This window comes from Mesorhizobium sp. M1006, from assembly GCF_040318825.1.
GTDB lineage: Bacteria > Pseudomonadota > Alphaproteobacteria > Rhizobiales > Rhizobiaceae > Mesorhizobium.
In genome coordinates, this window is the sequence record NZ_JAMYMZ010000016.1 from 58468 (window position 1) to 84105 (window position 25638).

General features: G+C 62.5%; 31 protein-coding genes. 6 read left to right on the plus strand and 25 right to left on the minus strand.

Features of this window, described 5'->3' with window-relative positions:
• The first annotated feature begins 443 nt into the window (after positions 1 to 443).
• Together NKH60_RS17330 and NKH60_RS17335 are read left to right on the plus strand one after the other, a co-directional pair.
• Entirely contained in the window at positions 444 to 677 is a 234-nt protein-coding gene (locus tag NKH60_RS17330; protein WP_352471996.1) for a hypothetical protein, read from the plus strand.
• A 147-nt stretch (positions 678 to 824) separates the two neighbouring features.
• Positions 825 to 1019 (plus strand): hypothetical protein, encoded by a 195-nt coding sequence (locus NKH60_RS17335; RefSeq protein WP_023674517.1) that lies wholly within the window; start codon positions 825 to 827, stop codon positions 1017 to 1019.
• A 38-nt stretch (positions 1020 to 1057) separates the two neighbouring features.
• On the opposite strand, the gene NKH60_RS17340 is transcribed toward NKH60_RS17335, so the two are convergent.
• Both NKH60_RS17340 and NKH60_RS17345 read right to left on the minus strand, forming a co-directional pair.
• A complete protein-coding gene (locus NKH60_RS17340; RefSeq protein ID WP_352770045.1) occupies positions 1058 to 1516 on the minus strand; it encodes a YbaK/EbsC family protein in 459 nt (152 codons plus the stop codon).
• Positions 1517 to 1635: 119 nt separating this feature from the next.
• Positions 1636 to 1914, minus strand: coding sequence for a helix-turn-helix domain-containing protein (locus tag NKH60_RS17345; protein WP_352471998.1), 279 nt, complete (start codon positions 1912 to 1914; stop codon positions 1636 to 1638).
• Between the two features lie 317 nt (positions 1915 to 2231).
• Here NKH60_RS17345 and NKH60_RS17350 point away from each other — a divergent pair, with 317 nt between their 5' ends.
• Positions 2232 to 2423 carry a hypothetical protein gene (locus tag NKH60_RS17350; RefSeq protein WP_023674514.1) on the plus strand — a complete coding sequence of 64 codons (192 nt, stop codon included), beginning with the start codon at positions 2232 to 2234 and terminating at the stop codon, positions 2421 to 2423.
• Between the two features lie 126 nt (positions 2424 to 2549).
• Here NKH60_RS17350 and NKH60_RS17355 read toward each other — a convergent pair whose 3' ends face one another.
• The 7 genes from NKH60_RS17355 to NKH60_RS17385 all read right to left on the minus strand — a co-directional run bounded on the left by NKH60_RS17355 (position 2550) and on the right by NKH60_RS17385 (position 7484).
• Entirely contained in the window at positions 2550 to 2891 is a 342-nt protein-coding gene (locus NKH60_RS17355) for a hypothetical protein (protein ID WP_352501526.1), read from the minus strand.
• Between the two features lie 74 nt (positions 2892 to 2965).
• On the minus strand, positions 2966 to 3508 hold the full coding sequence (locus tag NKH60_RS17360) for a MerR family transcriptional regulator (protein ID WP_023674511.1): 543 nt from the start codon (positions 3506 to 3508) through the stop codon (positions 2966 to 2968).
• A 245-nt stretch (positions 3509 to 3753) separates the two neighbouring features.
• The gene (locus NKH60_RS17365; RefSeq protein ID WP_023717292.1) at positions 3754 to 4077 is read right to left on the minus strand and encodes an integration host factor subunit alpha; all 324 of its coding nucleotides are present in this window, start codon (positions 4075 to 4077) and stop codon (positions 3754 to 3756) included.
• A gap of 104 nt (positions 4078 to 4181) precedes the next feature.
• Entirely contained in the window at positions 4182 to 5153 is a 972-nt protein-coding gene (locus tag NKH60_RS17370) for a beta-ketoacyl-ACP synthase III (RefSeq protein ID WP_023674509.1), read from the minus strand.
• Positions 5154 to 5162: 9 nt separating this feature from the next.
• Positions 5163 to 6233: a phosphate acyltransferase PlsX gene (gene plsX, locus NKH60_RS17375; RefSeq protein ID WP_352472001.1), complete on the minus strand. Its 1071-nt coding sequence runs from the start codon at positions 6231 to 6233 to the stop codon at positions 5163 to 5165.
• A 122-nt stretch (positions 6234 to 6355) separates the two neighbouring features.
• A complete protein-coding gene (locus NKH60_RS17380; protein WP_352833331.1) occupies positions 6356 to 6904 on the minus strand; it encodes a YceD family protein in 549 nt (182 codons plus the stop codon).
• Between the two features lie 40 nt (positions 6905 to 6944).
• The gene (locus NKH60_RS17385; protein ID WP_352501523.1) at positions 6945 to 7484 is read right to left on the minus strand and encodes a ubiquinol-cytochrome C chaperone family protein; all 540 of its coding nucleotides are present in this window, start codon (positions 7482 to 7484) and stop codon (positions 6945 to 6947) included.
• A 114-nt stretch (positions 7485 to 7598) separates the two neighbouring features.
• Between NKH60_RS17385 and NKH60_RS17390 the strand changes: the two genes are divergently transcribed.
• The gene (locus NKH60_RS17390) at positions 7599 to 8132 is read left to right on the plus strand and encodes an outer membrane protein assembly factor BamE (RefSeq protein ID WP_352449315.1); all 534 of its coding nucleotides are present in this window, start codon (positions 7599 to 7601) and stop codon (positions 8130 to 8132) included.
• Between the two features lie 124 nt (positions 8133 to 8256).
• On the opposite strand, the gene NKH60_RS17395 is transcribed toward NKH60_RS17390, so the two are convergent.
• On the minus strand, positions 8257 to 10398 hold the full coding sequence (locus NKH60_RS17395; protein WP_352449314.1) for a sodium-translocating pyrophosphatase: 2142 nt from the start codon (positions 10396 to 10398) through the stop codon (positions 8257 to 8259).
• 251 nt (positions 10399 to 10649) lie between these two features.
• Positions 10650 to 11150 carry a DUF2165 family protein gene (locus NKH60_RS17400; RefSeq protein WP_352449313.1) on the minus strand — a complete coding sequence of 167 codons (501 nt, stop codon included), beginning with the start codon at positions 11148 to 11150 and terminating at the stop codon, positions 10650 to 10652.
• 79 nt (positions 11151 to 11229) lie between these two features.
• Here NKH60_RS17400 and NKH60_RS17405 point away from each other — a divergent pair, with 79 nt between their 5' ends.
• A complete protein-coding gene (locus NKH60_RS17405; RefSeq protein WP_352746349.1) occupies positions 11230 to 11463 on the plus strand; it encodes a hypothetical protein in 234 nt (77 codons plus the stop codon).
• Between the two features lie 27 nt (positions 11464 to 11490).
• Here the strand turns inward: NKH60_RS17405 and NKH60_RS17410 are convergent, their stop codons facing one another.
• The 13 genes from NKH60_RS17410 to NKH60_RS17470 all read right to left on the minus strand — a co-directional run bounded on the left by NKH60_RS17410 (position 11491) and on the right by NKH60_RS17470 (position 23972).
• Entirely contained in the window at positions 11491 to 12240 is a 750-nt protein-coding gene (locus NKH60_RS17410) for an ABC transporter permease (RefSeq protein ID WP_352746346.1), read from the minus strand.
• Entirely contained in the window at positions 12237 to 13175 is a 939-nt protein-coding gene (locus NKH60_RS17415) for an ABC transporter ATP-binding protein (RefSeq protein ID WP_352833336.1), read from the minus strand. The genes NKH60_RS17410 and NKH60_RS17415 overlap by 4 nt, the downstream gene beginning before the upstream one ends.
• Complete coding sequence (locus NKH60_RS17420) at positions 13172 to 14347, minus strand: ABC transporter permease (RefSeq protein ID WP_352833339.1); 1176 nt, start codon at positions 14345 to 14347, stop codon at positions 13172 to 13174. Before NKH60_RS17420 ends, NKH60_RS17415 begins: the two co-directional genes overlap by 4 nt.
• 43 nt (positions 14348 to 14390) lie before the next feature.
• Positions 14391 to 15302 carry a glycine betaine ABC transporter substrate-binding protein OsmF gene (osmF, locus tag NKH60_RS17425; RefSeq protein WP_352449308.1) on the minus strand — a complete coding sequence of 304 codons (912 nt, stop codon included), beginning with the start codon at positions 15300 to 15302 and terminating at the stop codon, positions 14391 to 14393.
• Positions 15303 to 15461: 159 nt separating this feature from the next.
• Entirely contained in the window at positions 15462 to 16679 is a 1218-nt protein-coding gene (locus NKH60_RS17430; RefSeq protein ID WP_352449307.1) for an MFS transporter, read from the minus strand.
• Positions 16676 to 17176, minus strand: coding sequence for a transcription antitermination factor NusB (gene nusB, locus NKH60_RS17435; protein ID WP_352449306.1), 501 nt, complete (start codon positions 17174 to 17176; stop codon positions 16676 to 16678). Before nusB ends, NKH60_RS17430 begins: the two co-directional genes overlap by 4 nt.
• Positions 17173 to 17667 carry a 6,7-dimethyl-8-ribityllumazine synthase gene (ribH, locus tag NKH60_RS17440; RefSeq protein ID WP_352449305.1) on the minus strand — a complete coding sequence of 165 codons (495 nt, stop codon included), beginning with the start codon at positions 17665 to 17667 and terminating at the stop codon, positions 17173 to 17175. Before ribH ends, nusB begins: the two co-directional genes overlap by 4 nt.
• 130 nt (positions 17668 to 17797) lie before the next feature.
• On the minus strand, positions 17798 to 18415 hold the full coding sequence (locus NKH60_RS17445; protein ID WP_352746335.1) for a riboflavin synthase: 618 nt from the start codon (positions 18413 to 18415) through the stop codon (positions 17798 to 17800).
• A 30-nt stretch (positions 18416 to 18445) separates the two neighbouring features.
• Positions 18446 to 19576 (minus strand): bifunctional diaminohydroxyphosphoribosylaminopyrimidine deaminase/5-amino-6-(5-phosphoribosylamino)uracil reductase RibD, encoded by a 1131-nt coding sequence (ribD, locus tag NKH60_RS17450; protein WP_352449303.1) that lies wholly within the window; start codon positions 19574 to 19576, stop codon positions 18446 to 18448.
• A 2-nt stretch (positions 19577 to 19578) separates the two neighbouring features.
• Positions 19579 to 20088 carry a transcriptional regulator NrdR gene (nrdR, locus tag NKH60_RS17455; RefSeq protein WP_023674492.1) on the minus strand — a complete coding sequence of 170 codons (510 nt, stop codon included), beginning with the start codon at positions 20086 to 20088 and terminating at the stop codon, positions 19579 to 19581.
• A 152-nt stretch (positions 20089 to 20240) separates the two neighbouring features.
• Positions 20241 to 20819: an invasion associated locus B family protein gene (locus tag NKH60_RS17460; protein ID WP_502898579.1), complete on the minus strand. Its 579-nt coding sequence runs from the start codon at positions 20817 to 20819 to the stop codon at positions 20241 to 20243.
• Between the two features lie 76 nt (positions 20820 to 20895).
• Positions 20896 to 22209 (minus strand): serine hydroxymethyltransferase, encoded by a 1314-nt coding sequence (glyA, locus tag NKH60_RS17465; protein WP_352681642.1) that lies wholly within the window; start codon positions 22207 to 22209, stop codon positions 20896 to 20898.
• 116 nt (positions 22210 to 22325) lie between these two features.
• Positions 22326 to 23972: a Na+/H+ antiporter gene (locus tag NKH60_RS17470; protein WP_352449300.1), complete on the minus strand. Its 1647-nt coding sequence runs from the start codon at positions 23970 to 23972 to the stop codon at positions 22326 to 22328.
• Here NKH60_RS17470 and NKH60_RS17475 point away from each other — a divergent pair.
• Positions 23967 to 24104: a hypothetical protein gene (locus NKH60_RS17475; RefSeq protein ID WP_352449299.1), complete on the plus strand. Its 138-nt coding sequence runs from the start codon at positions 23967 to 23969 to the stop codon at positions 24102 to 24104. The genes NKH60_RS17470 and NKH60_RS17475 overlap by 6 nt on opposite strands.
• On the opposite strand, the gene NKH60_RS17480 is transcribed toward NKH60_RS17475, so the two are convergent.
• Positions 24101 to 25354, minus strand: coding sequence for a L,D-transpeptidase family protein (locus NKH60_RS17480; protein ID WP_023674488.1), 1254 nt, complete (start codon positions 25352 to 25354; stop codon positions 24101 to 24103). The two genes, NKH60_RS17475 and NKH60_RS17480, sit on opposite strands and share 4 nt — an antisense overlap.
• Positions 25355 to 25638: the final 284 nt, after the last annotated feature.

Sequence of the window (25638 nt, forward strand, 5' to 3'; positions counted from 1 at the left end):
TACTGAACCCTAGGCGCATCAGCTGCAATGCGTCCACCAACCGTCGGTTGGAAAGAACTAATTCAATCCCGACGGCTGGCCTGGCCTGAACAGGCGCGCGCTCAAGGCTCAGTTTCTTCCCGGGGAGGAGCTTTTTGGTCAGGACAATCAGGATAGGGCAATTCTTCACACGGAGAGGGCCTGTCGCCAACGCTGCGATAATGTTCCGCGAGTTTTGCGAAACCGTAGGCGAAGGCGAAAAGAAGCGCGAGGACAACCGCTATTCGGACGGCCATACCGTATTGTAGCAGGATCCTCGCATTGGAGCGCGCGGCGTTTTGGTACGTTTGAATGTTGAGTTCGAAAAAGGTTGGCTCTAGTTGAATTGCCGTCGTCCGCAGTTGTAAGGGCGAGCGGACGCTACGAAGATGCCACGCGCTTTCGCCCTTTTCGGGAGAGATGCAATGTCGCTTCAAGGAGTTGCCTGTCCTGCCGAGCTGACCATGTTGACCAAGGCACTTGATGCCCGATGCCGTGAACTAGGCCTCGCTGATGGAGATCCAGGCAGAGAAGTGCTCGGCCGCAGAGTGATGGATTTATTTGAAAGTGGTCAGCTCAGCGCCGAAGATTTGAGACTGGCTCTGAGCGGCGAGATCTTTAACGCCAAAAATCCTCCGGCCGGAGCCAGTGGGCCTTGATACGGCAAGCGGCTATCCGCGCAGCCATTTGAATCACTGGCCCAGCGTCGGCTTCCGTGTGCGCAGGAGCGCGTGTGAACAAATGTGATTTTGCGGTCGGTGCCAGACGGGCTAACTTTACCCATCGAACGAAAGAGGAGAATGATCATGAAGACATTCCTCGCAATAGCCGCGGCACTGACCATGTCCATATCAGCTGCCTCTGCGGATTGCCCCGCGCATTCCAAGGTTCAGGCATCGGTCGACACGCAGACGAAGACAGCAAGCGTCGAGAAGGCCGATATGTCGACTGTCACGGACGCTCAGACGATCAAGAAAGAAGAGCCACAGAAGACCGAGTAGCGGTAACGCTCAGCGGATTCCACGACCCGGATAAATCGCTACTGGCACACATCCACCCACTCGGCGTCGACGAGTTCGGCCAGGCGTTGCGGGCTGAGCCGCACGGCGGCATTCGTCGCGCCTGCCGCCGGGACGACCTCGTCAAAGGCGCGCAGCGAGATGTCGCAGTAGACCGGGAGCGGCGCCGGTAGGCCGAACGGGCACACCCCACCGACGGGATGGTTGGTCGCGGCGAGCACCTGGTCGGCGTCCAGCATTCGCGCCTTGCCACCAAACCGGTCCTTGAATTTGCGATTGTCCAGCCTGGAGATCCCGCTGGCCACGATCAGCATCGTCTGGTCGCCGGCGCGCAAGCAGATCGTCTTGGCAATCTGCGCCGGCGCTACGCCATGCGCTTCGGCGGCCAGAGCCACCGTCGCCGAGCTTGCCTCCGTGACGATGACGTCAATGTCGGGCGCGTGTGCGGCGAAGAAGGCGCGAACGGATTCGAGGCTCATCTCCAGCAATTTCCGTCTGGCGTCGCCGTGGCGGCCGGCAAGTCCACTACGTGGCCGAAAAAACGAAGCCCGCCAGGGCGACCCATGGCGAGCTCGTGGAATAAAAGCATGACACGTCGCTACGACACGGATCGCCTTTTGGCAGGCAACACGGCTTCGTCAAACAGAGCGCTTTCCGGAAGTTGAAGCGCGGAGGCAATACGCCGACGTTTCGAGGGATCGGCATCCTTGCCGCTTTCAACGTCGGCAATCTCATAGGCTGCCAGCCCGCACGCCAGGGACAGCTCTTCGATGCTGTATCCACGGGCTTCCCGGGCGGTTCGGACGGCACTGCGTTCAGGCGTAACCGCGCTCGCCGCCAGTTCGGAATAAGGTTCGCGTTTTGCTATTTGGGGCATTGGCAACTCCGTGGGATGAAAGAGTTAGATCAAATCATGTTGTTGCCTGAGACGATCGGGAGAATGCCCGCTCGCCGGTGATTTGCCAAGCATCAAAGATAGCGTCACGGCATCGTGAACCGACGCCGGAATGGATGGCGGATGCCGGCGAGCTGACATCTGGCCGGATCCTCAGCAGACACAGTTCGGAAACAAAATTCTACAGGCCGGAGAAACTGCCGAAAAACTCCAAGGCGATAGTCCCAACCGCAGCGCTCGAGTCACCGACCTGAATCAGTGACGCTCAAATTCCGCCTGCGCAAAAAGGAAACGATGTCATGAAGAAGCCTCTTCTCTCCGCCCTTGGACTTGCAATCGCACTTGCCCTCTCGATGCCGATCATCGGCGCAAGCAGCGCGAATGCGACGACGATGCACACCACCGTCAAGAAGCATCACCGCCATCACTACCATCACCGCGTCCACCACTACCGCCACCATCACAAGAAGGTTGTCGCGAAGAAGTACTGAAAACACCCTCGGGCGAACAACCCGCAGTCAGGCGTTCTGGTCCTGGATCAAGGGCGGCGCGCTTGCCGGGTTTGCCGTGTCGGCGAAAAATGGCGGCGGTCCGCTGACCACCGCCATTTGCTTTTCTTAACGTGCCGACCTTGAACGCGCTCGCGGCGCGTTTTGCTGCCGGCCGCCGAGGAACAGACTGGCGACAAGCCCGACCAGAACCAGCCCGACAGCGGCCGCCGTCGCCGGGTGATCTCGGGCGGTCTTCTCGATCGCCCGGCCTTGCCTTCTGATTGCCGGCAAGGCGTTGCCGAGCCGCTCAGTGATATCCGAATAGTAATCCGACGCGGTATCGCGCCCGTCTTCGTAAAAGGCGCCGCCCTGCTTCAACACGGCTTTCTTCAAGGTGGCCAGTTCCCTGGCCAAGGCCGCGACCTGCTTGTTGAGATCGGTGTCGGAGATGCTCGAAAGCGATGCCATGACGTGCTTCCTTCATCTGCAGAAGGAAGCCTAACGCGTGACCCTGAAGACCGTTCCGGTCAACCCGGCGGGCTCTAGCGAACCTGATCGAGCAGGCGCTTGCATTCCAGGAGGTCGAACAGCGCCTCCTGCAGCAACGCGCGATTGTCACGGGAAAGTTTTGACGTGTCCGGCGGAACCGGACCTTCCTCGTCGGTCTTGCCTATGCCGAAAAAACGACGGCTGGGTTTCACCCTCGGCTGGCCAACCAGCATTTCGTCGTCCGGGCCGCGCGGCTGCGCCGCTTGCGTCAGCGGTACCGTGTCGGCCTGTCGGCGCTGCGAGATCGCCTCGACCGCCGCCATGTCGCCACTGCCGACGGCGATCAGAAACTGGTTGCCGTTCTCGCGCAACAGCTTCTGCACGCCCTTGATCGTATAGCCCTGGTCGTAGAGCATATGACGAATACCCTTGATCAGTTCGACGTCCTGCGGACGGTAGTAGCGGCGACCGCCGCCGCGCTTCATCGGCTTGATCTGGTTGAAACGCGTCTCCCAGAAACGCAGCACGTGCTGCGGCAAATCCAGATCCTCCGCGACCTCGCTGATGGTGCGGAAAGCATCAGGGCTCTTGTCCATGGACGAATCCTCACGCTAGAGCATGATCGCGAAAGGCGGGAACCGGGTTCGGGCGACATCACGCTTAACAAAGAGAGCAGCTTTCCGTCCCGGCGGAACGGATCACACCCAAATACCGATCCGGCCTACCGAATCGCATCTTATTTCAGCGGTTTATGAAACAATATTCAAGCCCGGCGCAAAAGCAGGGTTCATTTTTCAACCGAAGCCTGGAGCATGATTCTTGGCAAAGGGGGATTGGACGGCTACTTGCTGCCCTTGGCTTTGCTGTTTTGATGGGAGCGCAGGATACGGTTCTTCAGTACGTTCGACGACTTGAAGGTCATCACCCGGCGCGGCAGGATCGGCACTTCCTCACCGGTCTTGGGATTGCGCCCGATGCGCTCGTTCTTGGAGCGGACGTGGAAGGTCGCGAAGGACGACAGCTTCACCGTCTCGCCGCGAACGATCGCCTCGCAGATCTCATTCAGCACCGCCTCGACAAGCTCGGCCGATTCAGTACGTGACAGCCCAACCTTGCGGTAAACGGCTTCGGCGAGGTCGGCGCGCGTAAGTGTCTTTCCCCCCATACGACCCGTCCCATCAGCTCAAAAACATAAATCGATACAAGCAACGGCAGAACCTAAGTAATTGATCCGTCAAGGTCAAGGACCCGAACCCGATAGTTCGGCACTTACCAGCGGAGCAGGACGGCACCCCAGGTGAAGCCGCCGCCCATCGCCTCGAGCAGTACCAGGTCACCCTTTTTGATGCGACCGTCGGCGACGGCTGCGGACAGTGCCAGCGGCACGGAAGCTGCCGAGGTATTACCGTGCAAATCGACGGTCACCACCACCTTCCGCTCCTCTATCCCGAGCTTTTTGGCCGAAGCGTCAATAATTCGTTTATTGGCTTGATGCGGCACGAACCAGTCGAGATCGGCGGCGCCGATGCCGGCCTGTGCGAACGTCGCCTCGATGACGTCGGTGATCATGCCGACCGCATGCTTGAACACTTCGCGGCCTTCCATCCTGAGGTGCCCGACCGTTCCGGTGGTCGACGGCCCACCGTCGACAAAAAGCTTGTCCTTGTGGATGCCGTCGGAGCGCAGGCTGGCCGCCAGAACGCCTCGGTCGGCGATGCCGCCTGCCCCCGTGCCTGCTTCCAGCACCATCGCGCCGGCGCCGTCGCCGAACAAAACGCAGGTCGAGCGGTCGTTCCAGTCGAGAATACGCGAAAATGTTTCCGAGCCGATCACCAGTACCCGTCTGGCCAAGCCGCCGCGGATATAGAGGTCGGCGGTCGTCACTGCATAGACGAAGCCGGAGCAGACCGCCTGCAGGTCGAAGGCAAAACCGTGGTGCATGCCGAGCCGGTTCTGGATCTCGACCGCGGTCGCGGGAAAGGTGTTGTTGGGCGTCGAGGTCGCCAGCACGATCAGGTCGATATCGTCAGCCGTCAGGCCGGCGCTGTCGAGGGCCGCGCGCGCTGCCGCCTCGCCCAGCGAGGCCGTCGTCTCGTCGTCGGCCGCAATGTGGCGCTGGCGAATGCCGGTGCGCTGGACGATCCACTCGTCCGACGTCTCGACCATGCCTTCGAAATCGGCATTCTTCATAATGCGGCGGGGCAGCGCGGCGCCCGTGCCGCGCACGACGGATCTGATCAATGCTCTTTCCTATTCCTTTGCGTCGATGACGACGTCGGATTTCCGGATTGTCTGGGCATTCGGATTGCGGGCATGGAACAGGTCGAGATCGGCTTCGATGCGGTCAAGCAGATTGTTGCGCACCATGTCGTAGCCAAGCTCGATCGCCGCCGCGAAGCCATCCGAATCAGCCCCGCCATGGCTCTTCACCACGATGCCGTTCAATCCGAGGAAGACGCCGCCATTGGAGCGGCCGACATCCATCTTCTCGCGCAGGCGATCGAAGGCGGTCTTGGCGAAGATATAGCCGATCCTGGCCATCAGCGTCCGGTTCATCGCCGCGCGCAGATAGCCGGCGATCTGCCTAACGGTGCCTTCCGCCGTCTTCAGCGCGATGTTGCCGGCAAATCCCTCGGTAACGACGACGTCGACACTGCCCTTGCCGATGTCGTCACCCTCGACAAAGCCATGGTAGTTCATCGAGGCCATGTTGGCCTCGCGCAACATACGACCCGCCTCCTTGACCTCTTCCTGGCCCTTGATCTCCTCGACGCCGACATTGAGCAGGCCGACGCTCGGCCGTTCGATGCCGAAAACAGAGCGCGCCATGCCGGTGCCCAGAATGGCAAAGTCAACCAGTTGATGCGCATCCGCGCCAATGGTGGCGCCGACGTCCAGCACCACGCTCTCGCCGCGCAATGTCGGCCAGAGCGCCGCGATTGCCGGGCGATCGATGGTCGCCATGGTGCGAAGGCAGAATCTGGACATTGCCATCAGCGCGCCGGTATTGCCGGCCGAGATACAGGCGTCGGCAGTGCCTGCCTTGACCGCCTCGACGGCCTTCCACATCGATGACTTCCAGCGGCCATGGCGCAGCGCCTGGCTCGGCTTGTCGTCCATCCGCACTGCGATCTCGCAGTGCACGAACTCACTCACTTCCGCCAGCTTGGGGAATTTGGCGAGTTCGGGCCGTACCACTTCTTCGCGCCCATAAATGACGAAGCGTATATCCGGACGGCGGGTGGCGACAGTCATGAGCGCCGGGATGACCACGCTTGGCCCGTGATCGCCGCCCATGGCATCGATGGAAATCCTGATCACGCGGTGTTCATCTCACGGTTGATTGGCCAGCGGGCTTGCCAAGGTGCGGGCTCGCGAAGGTTCGGCGAAAATAACGGTTTTGGGCTGCCGCACAACCAACTTTTCTCAAATTGGGTCAGCCATCAGGATTTTCCCAACAGTGATCTGAGCTTTTGCTGGAATTCATTCTCCACAGGCTCGGCATCGCCGGCGGCCTCCAGCGATACACCCGGCTTGCGCGGATATGGATCGATCGCCAAGCCAAAGAACTGCTCGGCAAGCGCCCCGACGTCGATCGCATCGCCGGAAAAGGTTTCCGGGCTGTCGGGGCCTTCGGCGTCGAGCAGGATCTCACCGCCGCCGTCGAAACCTTGCCGCCCGAGCTTGGATTGCTCCGGCAGGAACAGCGCTTCGACCGGCTCGTCGATATGCGCCTCGACCGGGTCGAGGGTGACGATGCAGGCCTGCGTTATATCGGCCTCGACATGGCCGCTGACTTTCACCCCGTTGCGTTTCCAGGGCTCGACCAGGAGTTCGGCGCGATAATTCTCGACCGAAAGCAGCTCGTGCTCGACGGCCAGCAGGGCGCGCTGCCCAGCGTCGGCATCGATCACCACCGGCAGCCCCTTTTGCGGCAGCCGGGCGACATTTGCCAGGAATGACACTGGGCTGTGGGTATCAGAGTGTTTCATCTTCGCCTCCACTTCGCCACCTTCATCGGCCTGCCGTCGCTCAAGCGTTGGCCACGGGAAATGACACCGTTCCGGAAACGATCGATTCGGTCGGCTGTTCCGCGAGTTGCCTTGATGCATCGGCGGCATAGAGTGCCAGTTGCGACGCTTGCGGCCAGGCGCCGGCATCCGGCCTGACATTGCGGGCAAGGGCGACGGCGAGTGCATCATGGTCATTTCTTTGCAGCGCATCATCATAGGCGGCGGTACGGCCATAGAACATTTTCGCCAGTTTCCGCATTCGCTTCGGCACGCCGACGTCGCCAATGCCCAATTCACGCAACGAATGTTCGACATCCATGAAGAACTCGTCGATCAGCACCTGCGCAACCTCTGCCGCAGCACCGCCCTCGCCGCGCAACCGGTGCTGAAACAGGAACATGTGCAACGACAGCATCTCGAAGCGGCCGAGCGGCGTGTCCGGTACGTTCCAGGCGGAATAAAACACCGTTTGCCGCGCCGCCGCCACGATTTGTGCGTAAAGCGCCTCGGTGATGGCGCGGTTGGCATGTCGTTCGCGGCCAAAGAGGCGCTGGAACATTTGAGGGTGGTCTCCCGGGACCGTTTGTTGAAGTGGCCTTGTTGCATCGGCAAGCAAGCTGGTTTACCGGTTTTGCGGCCCAGCGCAAGTTGCGGCCAGCTTATGGAGTTGTAGTTGCGCGCGCTGAAATTCAAGTCGACTTTCCTGCCCAGGCCCGGCGGTGCGGTTTCGCTGCTGGTGATCGCTGCGGCGCTTTCCGCCTGCAATTCGTCTAAGATGATCGGCGATCTCAATCCGAGCGAGACGCTGACGCAAGGCTACGTCATCGACCAGCAGGCGATCGACCTGGTGCCGGTCGGCTCAAGCCGCGAACAGGTGCTGCTGGCGCTCGGCACTCCCTCGACGAAGGCGACCTTCGATAACGAGGCCTTTTATTACATTTCTCAGACGCGCAAGCGCTATGTCGCCTTCGACAAGCCGCGGCTGGTCGACCAGCATGTGCTGGCGGTCTATTTTGGCGATGACGGGCGCGTCACCCAGATCGCCAATTACGGCTTGAAGGACGGCAAGGTGTTCGACTTCATCTCGCGCACCACGCCGACCGGCGGCAAGGACCAGAACTTCCTCAGCCAGATCATCAGTGGCGCCAGCAAGCTGGCGCCTGGTGTTCCCGGCGCCAGCGGCGGCAGCACGCTCGGCGGCTCCTGATCCACCCGAGGGTGTCGGCTTCCTTCCGTTCCTTTCGCTTCCCTGTAAGCGGCATATCTCAGGCAATGAAAAACCCGCGGGAGCGATCCCGCGGGTTTTTGTCTTAAGGCCATAGCGACCGAGCTTAGCCGTGCGCGAGAACGGCCAGCAACAGCAGCGCGACGATGTTGGTGATCTTGATCGCCGGGTTGACCGCTGGGCCGGCAGTATCCTTGTAGGGATCGCCGACCGTGTCGCCGGTCACCGAAGCCTTGTGCGCTTCGGAGCCCTTGAGGTGCTTGAGGCCGTCCTTGTCGACGAAACCATCTTCGAACGACTTCTTGGCGTTGTCCCAGGCGCCGCCGCCGGAGGTCATCGAGATGGCGACGAACAGGCCGTTGACGATGACGCCGAGCAGCGAGGCGCCAAGCGCGGCAAAGGCGGATGCCTTCGAACCGGAGATCAGGAGGACGCCGAAATAGACCACCAGCGGCGCCAGCACCGGCAGCAATGACGGAACGATCATCTCCCGGATCGCTGCCTTGGTCAGAAGGTCGACGGCGCGCGCATAGTTCGGCTTCGAGGTGCCGGCCATGATGCCCGGATCCTCCCGGAACTGCTTGCGCACCTCCTGGACGATAGCACCCGCGGCGCGGCCGACGGCGGTCATGGCGATGCCGCCGAACAGATACGGGATCAGGCCACCGAAGATCAGGCCGGCGACGACGTAAGGATTGGAGAGATCGAAGGAGACGTCGCCCATACCCTGGAAGTAGGGGTATTTGTCGCCATTGGCGGCAAAGAACTTCAGGTCGTTAGAGTAGGCCGCGAACAGCACCAGCGCGCCGAGGCCAGCCGAACCGATGGCGTAGCCCTTGGTTACCGCCTTGGTGGTGTTGCCGACAGCGTCGAGCGCGTCGGTTGACTGGCGCACTTCCTTGGGTAGGCCGGCCATTTCGGCAATGCCGCCGGCATTGTCGGTGACCGGGCCGAAGGCATCGAGCGCGACGATCATGCCGGCGAGGCCAAGCATCGTCGTCACCGCGATCGCCGTGCCGTAGAGGCCGGCGAGCTGGTATGTCGAGATGATGCCGCCGACGATGACGATCGCCGGCAACGCCGTCGCTTCCAGCGAGACCGCGAGGCCCTGGATGACATTGGTGCCGTGACCGGTGACCGAGGCCTGGGCGATGGAGTTCACCGGACGCTTGTTGGTGCCGGTATAATATTCGGTGATCACCACGATGAGTCCGGTCACCGCAAGGCCGACAAGGCCGCAGATGAACAGGTTCGTGCCGGTGATGGTCATGCCGGCGACGGTGCCGATCTCACCCCAGCCGATGCATGCCGAGGTGGCCACGGCAAGGCCGACAATTGACAGCAGGCCGGTGACGATCAGGCCCTTATAGAGCGCACCCATGATTGAGCCGCTGGAACCGAGCTTGACGAAGAAAGTGCCGACGATCGAGGTGAGAATGCAGGCGCCGCAGATGGCCAGCGGATAGAGCATGGCCGCGCCGAGAACGTCGGTGCCACCGAAGAAGATGGCGGCGAGGACCATGGTGGCGACCACGGTCACCGCATAGGTCTCGAACAGGTCGGCGGCCATGCCGGCGCAATCGCCGACATTGTCGCCGACGTTGTCGGCAATGGTGGCCGGATTGCGTGGATCGTCCTCGGGAATGCCGGCTTCAACCTTGCCGACAAGATCGCCGCCGACGTCGGCGCCTTTTGTGAAGATGCCGCCGCCGAGACGGGCGAAGATCGAGATCAGCGAGGCGCCGAAGCCGAGCGAAACAAGCGAGTCGATGACGACGCGATCGTTTGGCTGCAGACCCATGAACTGGGTCAGGATCAGGTAGTAGATCGAGACGCCGAGCAGGGCCAGGCCAGCAACCAGCATGCCAGTGATGGCGCCCGACTTGAAGGCGATCTCGAGACCGGCAGCGAGGCTGTTGGAAGCCGCCTGCGCGGTGCGCACATTGGCGCGCACCGAGACGTGCATGCCGATGAAGCCAGCGGCACCCGATAGAACGGCGCCGATCAGGAAGCCGATGGCCGCGGTGATCGAAAGCAGCCACCAGGCAAGCAGCAGGACCACGACGCCGACGATGGCGATGGTGGTGTACTGGCGCGCCAGATAAGCCTGAGCGCCTTCGCGGATGGCCGCGGAAATTTCCTGCATGCGTGCATTGCCCTGATCGGCCGCGAGGACCGAACGTGTCGCCCAGATGGCGTAAAGGACTGAAAGCAGACCGCAGGCGATGACAGCTGAAATTATGGTCATTGCCGAATTTTCCTCGATTGGTGGCCCAAAAGAACCCCTCCCCGGGCCGTTGAGACAGGGGACGAATTTTCCGCAACCGGAATCCGTCCCTTCGCAGCGGCTTATGCGAAACAGGGCTCGGAACGTCAAGATATTGTTCCGTTCCTGTCCGGCTTTCGCCCAAAAGATCCCGGGTTTCGCCCAAAAGGCTGGACGGCAGCGCCTGTCGACACTGCCATCCGGTTAGATCGGTTGAAATCGGCGAACAGTGGTCAGGCTTTACGCGGGTCGCCGTCCGGCTGGACGACGAAGACCAGCACCAGCAGCATGGTGATGTAGAATTTGAACGCCGCCTCCTGACCATTCCAAGTCGAAGACTGCCACATGGCGAACCACTCGCCGCCAACGACCATGAAGCCGAAATACCAAACGAAGAAGCCCATTGTGGCGGCAATGATGGCGAACTTCTTGGCATCGTTGAAAGCCTGTCCGCTGGCGTTGCGCGCCTGCCAGAGTTGCCAGGCGGCGATTAGGTAAAGCAGGCAGGTCAGCGCCTCGCCAATGATGATCAGCCAGTAGCCAGCCGTCCACAGCGACGGGTTGGTGATCGAGCGGTACATCAGTGCATTGCCGGGAAAGGTCGTGTCCATGCTCAGCACATGCTGGACAAAGGCGAAGTTTGAGCCGTAATCGGTGATGTTGCCGAAGGCGACGAGGAAGGCGAAAGCCGCCAGACACAAACACATGACGATCTTGGAGAAACGCGCGGTCATGGCAAGAACTCCTGCTGAAAGATCGGGGCATCGCACTCATCAATCGCCGAGTCCCGAAGATCGCGCAACGGGTGGGCCAGTGATCATCGTGCTCACAGCCGTTGCGAGACATTATGCCGGCAAGCAAGACATTGCCGAGACTGTCGAAGCCCTCGATCTCGACAGTGATTGCGCGGTGGGCGACTTGGTCTCTGTGGTTAGAGCCGACACACAGCACGATTTCGCCATCATCTGCCGCCGCTGGATCACCGGCGAGACGGGCACAACGCTGGAACTGACGCTCGATCATCCGACGCGGTCGACCGGCCACTGAAAAAAGAGCGAACTTCGCCCCGAGACGCTACTCGGGCTCGCGTCCCATGCGCCGGGCGGTATAGCGCTCGACCGCCGACAGCCCGTCATAGATCAGCACGGCAAGGGCGGCGACGATCAGGCCACCCTGCAGGATGAAGGCGAGGTTGTTCGACAGCAGGCCTGCGATGATCACCTCGCCCAGTGTCCTCGCCGCTACCGTCGAGCCGATGGTCGCGGTGGCGAGGCTGATCACCACCGACAGCCGGATACCACCGAGAATGATCGGCGCGCTGAGCGGCAGCTCGACCTTGACCAGTCTTTGCCAGCCGGTCATGCCGGCGCCACGCGCCGCCTCGACTACGTTGGCCGGCAGCGTCGTCAGGCCGGTCAGCGCATTCTCAAAGATCGGCAGCAGTCCGTAGAGAAACAGCGCAATCAGCGTCGGCTTTTCGCCGAAGCCGACGGCCGGCACGGCAAGCGCCAGCACCGCCACCGGCGGAAACGTTTGGCCGATATTGACCAGGCTGCGCGACAGCGGCAGGAATTCGGCGCCGGCTGGCCTGGTGACCAGAATGGCGAGCGCGACCGCAACGATCGTCGCGGCAACCGTCGCGATCAGCACGGTCCGCAGATGCAGCAGCGTCAACGTCAAAAGGCTGCCCTGATTGTAGATTACCGGCGCGTTGTTCTCTGTCAGCGGCTTCAGCAGCGGTTCGAACCAGCCGGGATTGGTGACGAAGGCAATAAGCACTACTACCAAGGCCAGCCTGAGCAGCGACGGAAGCCAGGCTTTCATGCCGGCCTCGCCGCACGCTTAACCAGTCCGTCCACAGTGACGCGGCCAAGCGATTTGCCGTCAGAATCTTTCACCGGAAGTGCCGGGCGGCCCGACCACAGGAGTTCGGCCAACGCGTCGCGTTGGCTGGCGTCACCGGGGATCGCCTCGCCTTCGGCCGTGCCTTTTTCCACCGCGTCGCGCACCCGGCCAAGCGACAACAGCCGGAACGGTCTTTCACTGGCGCCAACCAGGGTCTCGACAAACGCGCTGGCCGGTTTCGCCAGTATCTCGGCCGGCGCGGCATATTGCACTACTTTGCCGCCATCCATCACCGCGATCTTGTCGCCCATGTGAACGGCCTCTTCCATGTCATGGGTGACGAGGATGATGGTGGTGCCGAAGCGTTTCTGGATCGCCAGCAGATCCTCCTGCGCCTTGTTGCGGATGATCGGGTCGAGCGCGCCGAACGGCTCATCCATCAACAGCACGTTGGGTTCCGCGGCAAGCGCCCGGGCGACGCCGACGCGCTGCTGCTGGCCGCCGGAAAGCTCATGCGGATAGCGTGGCCCGTAGGCTTGCGGGTCGAGCTGGTATAGCGTCATCAGCTCGTCGACGCGGGCCTTGATGCGGTTGGCGCCCCAGCCGAGCAATACCGGCACAGTGGCGATGTTCTGCGCCACCGTGCGATGCGGAAACAGGCCGTGGCCCTGGATGGCATAGCCGATGCTGCGACGCAGCTCATAATCCGGGACCGAGCGGTTGTCGACGCCGTCGAGCTTGATCATGCCCGATGTCGGCTCGACCAGCCGGTTTATCATGCGAAGCAGCGTCGTCTTGCCGGAGCCGGAGGTGCCGACGATGACGGCGATGCTGCGCGGCTCGATTACTATCGACACGTCGTCGACGACTGTCGTCTCGCCGTAGCGCTTGGTGATGCCTTCGATCTCGATCATGCCGTTTCAACCCTGCGCTTGCTGGCGCTCATTTCGATCACTGCATCGAGGATGATGGCAGCGGCGAAGGCCAGCACCACCGTCGGAACAGCACCGAGCAGCACCAGGTCCATCGCCGTCTGGCCGACCCCCTGGAATACGAACACGCCAAAGCCGCCGCCGCCGATCAACGCGGCAATTGTGGCGAGGCCGATATTCTGCACCAGCACGATGCGGATGCCGGTGAGGATCACCGGGAAAGCCAGCGGAAACTCGACGCCGAACAGCCGCTGGCGGTCGGTCATGCCCATGCCGCGCGCTGCGTCGTTGGCGGCACGCGTCACACCGGCAAGGCCGACCACGGTGTTGGCCACTACCGGCAGCAGTGAATAGAGGAACAGGGCGACGAAAGCCGGCGCTGTGCCGATGCCGCGGATGCCGAGCGCGGCAGCACCCGGCACATGCGAAGCTACCCAGCCGAGCGGTGCGATTAAGAGGCCGAACAGCGCGATCGAAGGAATGGTCTGGATGATGTTCAGCACGTTGAGCACGCCGGCCCGCAATTTCTCGACGCGATGGCAGAGGATGCCGAGCGGCAGGCCGATAATCACCGCTGCCGCCAGCGAACCCAGCGCCAGCGTCACATGCTTGGAGCCTTCCGCCCAAAAACTATCGGAGCGATTGAAATATTCCTTGAGGATCGACAGGCTGTTCCAGCTTCCCGAGACGAGCAGCAGCCCGATCGCCGCGGCGGCGACAACAAGCACGCCGATCCGTGCCTGCGGCGACAGGTTCAGCCGCGTAAGCACGTCGGCGAGCAGAAGCGTGAAGGCGAAGATAAGCAGCCAAAAGCCCGAAGCCGGCGAGATACGGGCGAAGGTGTTGCCGGCAGGTGTCAGGAAACTGCCGGCGATGCCGATCAGCAGCGCCAGCGCCGCAAGCGCAACCACACTGGCGGCGAGGCGCAGAACAAGCGGCGTTTTCAGCAGCGCAATGAGCGCTGCTGCGACGACAATCGCCATCAACAGCGGACCGACGGTCGCAGGCAAAGATTCGAGGATCGAGCGCGCCTCGCCGGGTACGATGCGATTGGCGCGGAACGTGGCGAATGGTGCCGCAAAAGCCGCATAGGCTGATATCGCCGCGATGACCACGCCGAGCTTGTCGAACCGGATGCGCACGCCCTCCCCCATCGGCCGATCCGGCGCACCTCGAAAGCGGAGCGCCGGAATCGCCTTACTTCAGGAAGCCGTTCTTTTTCAAAAAGTCCTCGGCGACGCCCTTGACCGGCTCGCCGCCGACCTGCACGCGGCCGTTCAACTCCTGCAACGTGACGAGATCGAGCTTGGCGAACACCGGCTTCAGCAGCGTCTCGATTTCGGGATGCTCCTTCAGCACCGCCTCGCGGATGATCGGCGCCGGCTGGTAGACCGGCTGCACACCCTTGTCGTCCCCAAGCACGACGAGGCCGGAGGGCGCGATGCCGCCGTCGGTGCCGTAGACCATGGCGGCGTTGGCGCCGTTGGTCTGGTTGGCCGCAGCGGCAATGGTGGCCGCCGTGTCGCCGCCCGACAGCGTGATCAACTGGTCCGGCTTCAGCGTGAAGCCATAGGTCTTCTGGAAAGCGGGCAGCGCGGCCGCCGAATTGACGAACTCGGCGGAGGCCGCCAGCACCACCTTGCCGCCGCCCGAGACATATTTGCCGAAGTCGGAAAGGGTGACGAGCTTATTGGTATCGGCGACCTCCTTGCGCAGGGCGATCGCCCAGGTGTTGTTGGCCGGTGACGGTGACAGCCAGACGATCTTGTTGGCGTCGTAGTCGAGCTTCTTGGCAGTCTCGTAGGCCTTGGCGGCGTCTTTCCACACCGGATCGTCGGCCTTCTCGAAGAAGAAGGCGGCGTTGCCGGTGTATTCCGGATAGATGTCTATCTCGCCGGCTGTAATCGCCTTGCGTACCACGGGCGTGCCGCCGAGTTGGATGCGGTCGGTGGTCTGGATATTATTGGCGTTCAGCACCAGCTGGATGATATTGCCGAGCACACCGCCCTCGGTGTCGATCTTCGACGACACCACCACCTGGGCACTCGCCGAGGCCAACGCAATTCCGAGCGCTAGTACAGCGCCGGCCAGAATCTTGATTGAAAACATCTCACAAATCCCTTGCTGTGAACCGGAATACGGCTGCCGCATATGAGCATGGCTTCGATGCCCCGTCGGGGTACACGGTTTCATAAGAGGGGGGATGGGCGCAATAATTTTGTTCGGATGTGAGTGAATCCGCTGCCGCGACGTCCCGACAGGGTGACGTCAGTTGGCCGCGCGCAGGCCCGTCATCTTCAACACGCCCAGTGCCACGAAGCACAGCGCGACGACCGGGAAAATCATCCAGTTCAGCATCTCCCAGCCCCAGGCATTGTAGACCGCCCCCGACATCAGTGAGGCGAAGGCGACGGAGCCGAACAGGACGAAATCGTGGAACCCCTGGACCTTGCCTTTTTCGGATGACTGGTAGCTGTCGGCCACCATGGCGGTGGCACCGATGAAGCTGAAGTTCCAGCCAAGGCCGAGCAGGATCAGCGCCGTCCAGAACTGCCACAGTGCCAACCCTGACAGCGCCACTATGGCGCAGCCAATCAGCAGCACCAGGCCGATGGCCACGATCCGCTCAGCGCCGAAGCGATAGATCAGCGACCCCGTGAAGAAGCTCGGCGCGAACATCGCCATGACGTGCCAGGAAATGCCGAGCGTGGCGTCGTCGGTCGAAAGGCCGCAGCCGACCATGGCCAGCGGCGCGCCGGTCATCACGAAGCTCATCAGTGCGTAGCTGCCGATGGCGCAAAACAACGCCGCGACGAAGCGTGGCCTGGTGACAATTTCCGAGAGCGGCCGGGCGTCGCTGTCGGAAATTTCCACCTTGTCGGTTGCCTTGGCCGGGATGCGCAACAAAGAGAGAATGGCGGCGCCGACCGCCGCCAGCACCAGGATGGACGCAAACGAGCCGGCAAACTTCACCGGCGAGAACAGATCGCCGGTGAAGATGACGATCTGCGGTCCAAGGATGGCGGTGACGATGCCGCCGGCCAGCACGAAGGAGATGGCGCGCGCCTTGAATTCAGGCGGCGCATTGTCGGCGGCGGCAAAGCGGAACTGCTGGACGAAAGCGCCCCCGATGCCGATCACGGCCAAGCCGAAAGCGAATAGCCAGAAGCTGGGATGAAACAGCGCCAGCGTGGCGACCAGCCCGCCAAGCGCCGTGACCGCTGTGCCGGTCATGAAGCCGTCGCGCTGGCCGAGCCGGCGGATGATCGCCGCGGCCGGCAGGGAACCGAGCGCCACGCCGACATTGAAACCGGTGATCGGCGCGGTTGCCAGCGACTTGTCAGCATCGAGCAGGTACTGCCCGGCCAATCCGCCCATGGAAATGGCGATGGGTGCGGCCGAGCCGATGATCGCCTGCGAGGCTGCGAGGATGAAGGCGGTGCGACGCGCTTCCTTGCCCGCCCCAACGGCGACGATAGCAGTCATGAGGCGTCCTTGCCGCGGCCCTCGCCACGCACCCGGCGCGACACGCGATCAAGCACCGCATTGACCAGTTTCGGCTCGTCTTCCTCGTAAAATGCCTTGGCGATGTCGACATATTCGGAGACGATGACCGCCACCGGCACGTCCTCGCGCTGCATCAACTCGTAGACGCCGGCGCGCAATATGGCGCGCAACGTGGAATCGAGCCTCGACAGAGGCCAGTCCTCGGTCAGCGCCTGTCGAATGACTGGATCGATGGTCTTCTGGTGCTCGACAACGCCGGCAAGAATGGCACGAAACCATTGCGCATCGGCTTCGCGATAGAGCGCGCCGTCGACTTCCTTGCCGAGCCTGAACGCCTCGTATTCGGCGGTGATCTCAAACACACCGCTGCCGGCGACGTCCATCTGGTAGAGCGCCTGCACGGCGGCCAGACGGGCAGCACCGCGCTTGTTGGCATGGCGAACCGCAGGCTGGCCGGGCGAAGCGGGTTCGCTCACGTTCGCTCTCCCAACTGTTCCTTTAGAGCGATCATGGTCAGCGCCGCACGCGCCGCAAAGCCGCCCTTGTCGCCTTCCGAACGCCTGGCCCGTGTCCAGGCCTGTTCGTCGTTTTCGGTGGTCAGGATGCCGTTGCCGATGCAGACCGCATCCTGCACGGACAGGTCCATCAGGGCACGGCTGGATTCATTGGCGACGATATCGAAATGATAGGTGTCGCCGCGGACCACCGTGCCGAGGGCGACGAAGCCGTCATAGTTCGTCCCGCCTTCGGAGGCACCGTCGAGCGCGAAGGAAATCACCGCCGGGATTTCGAGCGAGCCCGGAACAGTGACGACGTCGTATGTCGCGCCCGCTTCCTCGAGGGCCTTTGTCGCGCCTTCGAGCAACGCGTCGGCAAGGTCGTCGTGAAAGCGCGCCTCGATGACAAGAAGGTGGGCCTTCTTCTTCGGACGGATGAACGCTTTGCCGTGTTGGGATGTGCCTGCCATAGATGTCTCCGGGGATCGCCGGTGACTTAGGCCGAAGCCGGTTTGATCGCAAGCGGAAGATTGCCGAAGGAACTTTCAAGGCCAACTCGGCGGCGGTCGCATCAGGGAATGGGCTTTATGGACGAGCGCCTCAAAGCCCCTCCTTCGCCGCCTCCACCAGTCGCGCCGCGTAGCGGGCCATGGTGTCGATCTCAAGGTTGACGCGATCGCCGACCTGGCGTTCGCCCCAGGTGGTGACGGTCAGCGAATGGTGGATCAACAGCACGTCGAATCGGGTGCCCTCGACCTTGTTGACGGTGAGCGAAGTGCCGTCGAGCGCGACGGAACCCTTGGGGGCGATGAATTTGGCAAGCTCGCGCGAGGCTTCCAGGGTGAAGCGAACGGCGTCGCCCTCTTCCTTACGCGCCACGATCTCGGCCATGCCGTCGACGTGGCCGGACACTATATGGCCGCCAAGCTCGTCGCCGATCTTCAGAGCCCGCTCCAGGTTGATGCGCGTGCCTGATTTCCAGCCCATCGCGGTCGTCAGCCTGAGGGCCTCTTCCCAGGCCTCGACCTCGAACCAACGTGCGTTGGCGCCATCTTCCGGCAATCCCGTTACCGTCAGGCAGACGCCGCCGCAGGAAATCGAGGCGCCGATGGCAATGGTCTGCGGATCGTAAGCGGTGTCGATACGCAAACCGACGCCTTCCCTGAGCGGCTTCACGGCAGCGACAGTGCCGACATCGGTGACGATTCCAGTGAACATTAGTTTGGCCCCGTGAACATCAGTTCGGTCCTAGATGTCTCTTATCCATTCCGCATATGTATCTTCGCCGAAACGCATGTTGCGCAATTTGCGAAATCCCGGCGGGATATTGTTGGCATCGATCGGCGATACAATGCCGCCCTCGCCGATCGCGCCCGGCCCCTGAAACAGCACGATACGATCGACCAGTTGTTCGTCGAGGAACGCCTTGGCCACCCTCGCGCCGCCCTCGACCAGGACGCTTGCCATGCCGAGCGCCGCCAGGTCCTCGAGCAGTTCCGGCAGCGCAATATCGCCTTCATAGGTCTCAGTACCGATGAAGCGAACGCCGGCGCGTTCGAGCGCGGCGCGCCGGTGCGGATCGGCCTCGGCGCAGGCAGCGACATAGAGCGGCACACGGTCGACGCCGGCGACCAGTTTCGAAGTCTCGGGTAGCCTGATCTGACGGTCGAGTACGATGCGCGCCGGCGAACGGCTCTCCAGTCCCGGAAGCCGAACCGTCAGCGCCGGATCGTCCTCCAATGCGGTGCCGATGCCGATCAATATGCCATCGGCTTCGGCGCGCATCAGATAGACTTCGCGCCGCGCAATATCGCCGGTGATGGAGACCTGTCCCTCGCCTTTCACGCCGATCTTGTTGTCGCTCGAAAGCGCAAGTTTCAGGATCACTTCCGGGCGTTTTTTCAGAGATCGAATTAAATAGCCGGCCATCTGCTCCGCGGCCTCGGCCGCCAACACTTTTTCCACCACTTCGACGCCGGCGGCACGCAAGATTGCATAGCCCTTGCCGGAAACACGCGGGTCCGGATCGCTGGCAGCGCCGACCACACGCGCCACGCCGGCACTGACCAGCGCATTGGCGCAAGGCGGCGTGCGGCCGTGATGGGCGCAGGGCTCCAGCGTTACATAGGCGGTGGCGCCGCGCGCCAGTTCGCCGGCCTCTGCCAAAGCCTCGGTCTCGGCATGCGGCCGGCCGCCGACGGCGGTGACGCCGCTGCCGACGATCCTCGGCCCGTCGCCGTCATCGCGCACGATCAGCGTGCCGACGGAAGGGTTGGTCGAGGTCCGCCCGGCATTCTTGCGCGACAGCCTGAGGGCTGCCGCCATATAGCGGCGATCGACGACCTCTTGCTCAGCCGTGCTGCGTTCGGACCCTGCCATGCTCAGCTGGCGTCCTCTTCGCTCTTCAGCTCTTCGCCCCTGGGCTCGTCGGTTTTGAGCTCGTCGCCTTTGAGTTCGCCCAACACGTCGTGGAAATCCTTGGCCTCGCGGAAATTGCGGTAGACGGAGGCAAAGCGCACATAGGCGACATCATCGAGCGACTTAAGCGCCTCCATGACCAGCCGGCCGACTTCCCCCGAGGCCACCTCGGTCTCGCCCGAGCTTTCGAGCTGGCGCACGATGCCGGTCACCGCGCGGTCGATGCGCTCCGGGTCGACGTTGCGCTTGCGTACCGCAATCTCGACCGAGCGCAGCAGCTTGTCGCGGTCGAACGGCACCTTGCGTCCCGACTTCTTCACCACGACGAGGTCGCGCAGTTGTACCCGCTCGAAAGTGGTGAAGCGGCCGCCGCAATCCGGGCAGACGCGCCGCCTGCGGATCGCTGCACCGTCTTCGGCAGGGCGCGAATCCTTCACCTGCGTATCTTCGGACTGGCAATAAGGGCAGCGCATGGAGAGCCTTCGGTTCGCGATTCTCGTGGAGCGAAAGGCTTAGAGGTTTTTGCCGCCGTGGCAAAGTATGGCCGATGACCGATCGCGCTTCAGAGATAGCGAGGCGCGAGGAAAATTGCGAGAGCGGCAATCAGTTGACAGCGGTCCGCCAATCAGGGCGCGACGTCGCCGGTCGGGAAGCCGCAAGACGTGCCGAGATAGCGATAGGCCTTGGTGAAGCCGTCCATCGATATGGTCGCGACCGGCTTGTCGGCGAAGCTGACATCGAGGGCGCTGGTGCGGCGCATGGCGCGCAGTACCGCGAGCGTGGTCTCGGACTTGTTGTCTATCATCCACTGTCCGTCGGCGATAAGACGAAAACCGGCCTTGATCTTGTCGTTGACGTCCCGGAACACCACCGGGATGTTATCGCCCTTGGGCAAGTCACTGTTTCTCACGGCGATGATGAGGCTCGGATAACCATCGGGTGGCAATACGTCGCCATTCGAGATGGCCAGCGTGAGGGTGCCACTGGTGCCGTTAGCGTCGAAAAAGACCGTCGAGGCGGCGCAGGTCTTGCGCACATCCTCGCCGGTGTTGACCTCGTCCACCGTGGTGGACCAACTGCCGAAGGTCTCTGTCTTGGGTGCTGCCGGGGTCGGCTCGGTCTGCGCAAAGGCCGCGCCGAGTAGCGGCGAGGTGGCTAAGGTGAGCAAGGCAGCGCCAACACTGGCGAAACGGAAAATTCGCATCATCATCAAGCGTCTCCGAGATGCAGCCGTGCCCAGTTGATCGGCGCCGTCACAGTTGGGGGAACGACGCCCTGCGTCAACCAAGATACGGGTAAAGCGGAAAACGATCCGTCAATGTCGCCACCTTGGCCTTCACGGTTGCCTCGACGGCCGCATTGCCTTCGTCGGAATTGGCGACCTTCAGTCCATCCAGCACTTCGGCGATCAGCTTGCCGATCTCGCGGAACTCGGCCTGACCGAAGCCGCGCGTGGTGCCGGCCGGCGTGCCGAGCCGAACGCCCGATGTCACGAAAGGCTTTTCCGGATCGAAGGGGATGCCGTTCTTGTTGCAGGTGATGTTGGCGCGGCCAAGGGCAGCCTCGGCGCGCTTGCCGGTGGCGTTCTTGGGACGCAGGTCGACCAACATCAGATGGTTGTCGGTGCCGCCGGAGACGATGTCGAGACCGGTTTCCTGCAGACTGGAGGCCAGCGCCTTGGCATTGGCGACGACGCTCTCCGCATAGATCTTGAAGCTCGGCTTCAGCGCCTCGCCCAGAGCCACCGCCTTGGCGGCGATGACATGCATCAGCGGTCCGCCCTGCAGGCCGGGGAAGACGGCCGAATTCATCTTCTTGGCAATATCCTCATCATTGCAAAGGATCATGCCGCCGCGCGGCCCGCGCAGCGATTTGTGCGTCGTGGTGGTGACCACATGGGCATGCGGCAGCGGCGACGGATGCATGCCGCCGGCGACCAGGCCGGCGATGTGGGCCATGTCGACCATCAGATAGGCACCGATCGAATCGGCGATCTCGCGAAAACGCTTCCAGTCCCAGACACGTGAATAGGCTGTGCCGCCGGCCAGGATCAATTTCGGCCTGGTCTCATGGGCGGTCTTCTCGATCGCATCCATGTCGAGCAGATGATCGTCCCGGCGCACGCCATAGGAGACGACCTTGAACCATTTGCCGCTCATATTGACCGGCGAGCCATGTGTCAGGTGTCCGCCGGAATTGAGGTCGAGGCCCATGAAGGTGTCGCCGGGCTGCAGCAACGCTAGGAACACCGCCTGGTTCATCTGGCTGCCGGAATTCGGCTGGACGTTGGCGAAGTTGCAGCCGAACAGCTTTTTCGCGCGTTCGATGGCCAGTTCCTCGGCGACATCGACGAATTGGCAGCCGCCGTAGTAGCGCTTGCCCGGATAGCCCTCGGCATATTTGTTGGTCATGATCGACCCCTGTGCCTCGAGCACGGCACGCGAGACGATATTTTCCGAGGCAATCAGCTCGATCTCGTGGCGCTGGCGGCCGAGTTCGTTGCGGATTGCGCCGAAAATCTCGGGGTCGGCATCGGCAAGCGTGGTTTCGAAAAAGGATTCGAATTTGTTCGACACTGCCGCTGCTGTTGCCATGGGCTGAAATCCTCAAGGTTCGGGGTCTGTCGCGCCATTAACACAGTTGCTTTCGGCCCGCCACGTTTGCAGCGCGAAATTTGCTAGCCGGATTGCGCCAGAGAGACTGGCAGCCTCTATTTCCTTGCCTGCCGGCCCTTCAGCAGGGCCTCGGTGAGCGTGATCTCGGTGAACAGCGCCTGCATCGTATGGTCGTTAATCTGGCCGCTGCGAAACATTGCGCGAACCGCTGCGCGTTCGGCCTCAATGCCCGCCAGCCTCAATTCGAGCTCCAGCCGTCCGGCCTCGCGGGCCTCGGCGCGCGCCTCGTCGGCCTCGTCGGAGGCAGCGATGCGGCGACGGTAGCCGGCGACGATGCTGTCGGCGGCGGCAAGCCGGGCGCCGGGTGTTTCCCCTTCATCGCTGTCGGTCGCGCCGGCCATGCTCTCGATGCGGGCGATGGCGGCCTTGGCCGCGCCCACGCGCGCAAAACGCTCCTCGGCAGCGCCAGGATCCTCGCCCGGCTCGACCAGCCCGCGTGCCACCTTGGGCAAGGCAAGGCTGGCAATGAGCAATGAGCAGATGATGACGCCTGCGGCGAGGAAGATCACCACGTCGCGCGCCGGAAAGGGCGAACCATTCGGCGTGGTGAGCGGCAGCGACAGGATGCCGGCCAGCGTGATGGCGCCGCGCACGCCGGCAACAGAGCCGGCGATCCGGACCCGCAGCCCGAACGGCTCGGCCTTCTGCTCGCGTAATCGCGCCGAGACGCGCGTCGCGATGTCGCCGACCCAGATCCACAGGAAGCGCAGCCCGATCAGGCATAGTGTCAGCGCGACCACCGTGGCGATTGGCTGGATGACCGGATAGCGGCTGCCGAGCTCAGGCGGCACGTTGCCGATGATTTCGGGAAGCTGCAACCCGAGCAGGATGAACAGCGCGCCGTTGAAGACGAAGGATAGCGTCGTCCACAGCGATACGGTCTGTATGCGCGCCGAGACGCCGAGAAAGCGGAAAATCCCGGAGCCGCCGGTGAGCACTCCGGCCGTGACCGCCGCCAGAATGCCCGAGGCGCCGACATTCTCGGCGCCGAGATAGGCGATGAACGGCAGCAGGACCATGACCAGCACCTGCGCCTCGGCCGGCACGCCGCCGATACGGTTCAGCAATTGCAGCACCTTGGCGGCGACGAACAAGGCAGCCACGCCGGCCAGGATGCCGGCAGCGACGGCATAGAGGAAAGTCACGGACGCCGCGACGAAGGAGAAGCTGCCGGTCAAGGCAGCTGCCACCGCAAAGCGGAACATCGCGAGGCCCGACGCATCGTTGAGCAGCGCCTCGCCCTCCAGGATGTGCATCAGCCGGGCCGGGACCAGGCTCTTGTCGACGATCGAGGAGACGGCCACCGCATCCGTTGGGGACAGCACCGCAGCAAGTGCGAAAGCGACGACGAGCGGGATGCTCGGGACAAGCCAGTGCAAAGCGTAGCCGAAGCCGACAATGGTGAAGAAGACCAGCCCGATGGCGAGGTCGAGGATCGGCCCGCGCAGCGCGATCAGTTCGCGCTTGGGCGCACCATAGGCGTCGCTGAACAACAGCGGTGGGATGAACACCAGCAGAAACAGCTCGGGATCGATCTCGACATGCATTCCGCGCACCGGCCAAGCCAGTGCCGCGCCGATGGCGATCTGCAGCACAGGTAGCGGAACCCGCACCGGCCGGACCAGCGCGCCCGAAACGGCGACGAAGATGAGCACGACCAGAATGAACATTGCGACATGCATGATGCGATTTCCGAATACGGCACCGCGCGTTCTTTTGCCGGCGATCAGTCCAGCAAAGCTTGCCGCGAAAGACTCGGCAACGAAAAAGGCCGCCCTTCCGGCGGCCTTTTGCAAATGAGCTCAACTGCTTAGAGCGCGGATGTGATCTGCAGCTCGTTGGCTCCGTCGAGGCCGTAAATGTCGTCACGGAACTGGACCACGCCCGGCCCTGTCGACCAGGCCGAGACGTAGAGAAAATAAACCGGCACCGGATTGGTGACCTGCACCGGCGTGTTCTCCCCGGTCTTGATCGCCGCCTCGAAATGCTGGCGATCCCAGCCCGGCGTGTCGCGCAGAATCCAGGTGACGAGGTCGCGCACGTTCTGAACCCGCACGCAGCCAGAGGAATCGAAGCGCATCAGCTTGCCGAACAGGCTCTGCTGCGGCGTGTCGTGCATGTAGACGCCGTCCGGGCTGGGGAAATTGATCTTGACCGAGGCCATCGCGTTGCCGGAACCGGGATCCTGGCGGAAGCGGTATTTGGCGGCATCGTCGGTCGACCAGTCGACCGTCATTGGGTCGACCTCGCTGCCGTCCGGCGCAAACAGGCGGATATGGCTGTCCTTGAGATAGTTGGGGTCCTTCCGCATCAGCGGAATGATATCCTTGCGCACGATCGAGACCGGCGCGTTCCAGTACGGATTGACGATGATTTCGTTGATCTTGGAATTGACGATCGGCGTCTGGCGATCGATCTTGCCGACGATTGCGGTGTGGCGCAGCACAACGCGGTCGTTCTCGACAGCCTCGATCTGCGCCGCCGGGATGTCGACCAGAACATAGCGGTTGCCAAGCGTGCCGGCCCGCTCACGCAGCCGTTGCAGATTGGTCTGGAGCTGACCAAGCCGAACCGGCGCCGACACGTTCATTGCCGCGAAAGTATATTTGCCCGTGGTTCCGTCGGCCGGCAAGCCGTGCCGCAACTGGAAGCGCTTAAGCGCCGAGTCGACGTAAGAATCGAACGCTTCCGAGAGCCCGGCGCTCTGCGCCAGATCGCCCGATATCATCAAGCGCCTGCGCAGCGGCACCACATCGGGATCCTCGACGCCAAGCTGCAGCTTCTTGGTGTCTGGAACCTGTTCCCAGCCGCCTTGCGCGACGATATTCTGATACTGCATGATCGCCTGCTCGGTGAAGGACACCGTCTGCAGGCTGAAGATCGGCAGCGTCGAGGCAACCTTGCCGCCTTCGCTGGCACGCGCATCGAATTGGTCGTCCCAATTGCCGCGCGCCGAGGATTTCAGGATATCCCCGATCACATCCTGTGCACTGGCGCGGCCGGCGACCATTGCGGCTGCGAGCGCGGAGGCTCCTGAAAGGAAGAAACGGCGGCTGGTTCTCATGGACGTTCCAGACATTCTTGCTACAATTCAACCCACCGGGCGGTCTCGCCCGCACTCTAGAGTTGGCTTCTTAACAATTAGCCAACCATGGCCCGCATCACTTCGGTGTAAAACCACATGGGAAGTGACTTGAGCACAGGACAAATGCACGGCTTTGGCCCCAGCATCACCCGCATCTTCGGTTCCATTGGAATATGGCGGCAACGTGGCTGTTGCTCGAATTTGGATCGGCCGGCCTGACGAAACGGCAAGACCGGTGCTTTTCGGCACCGGCCTTTGGTCCA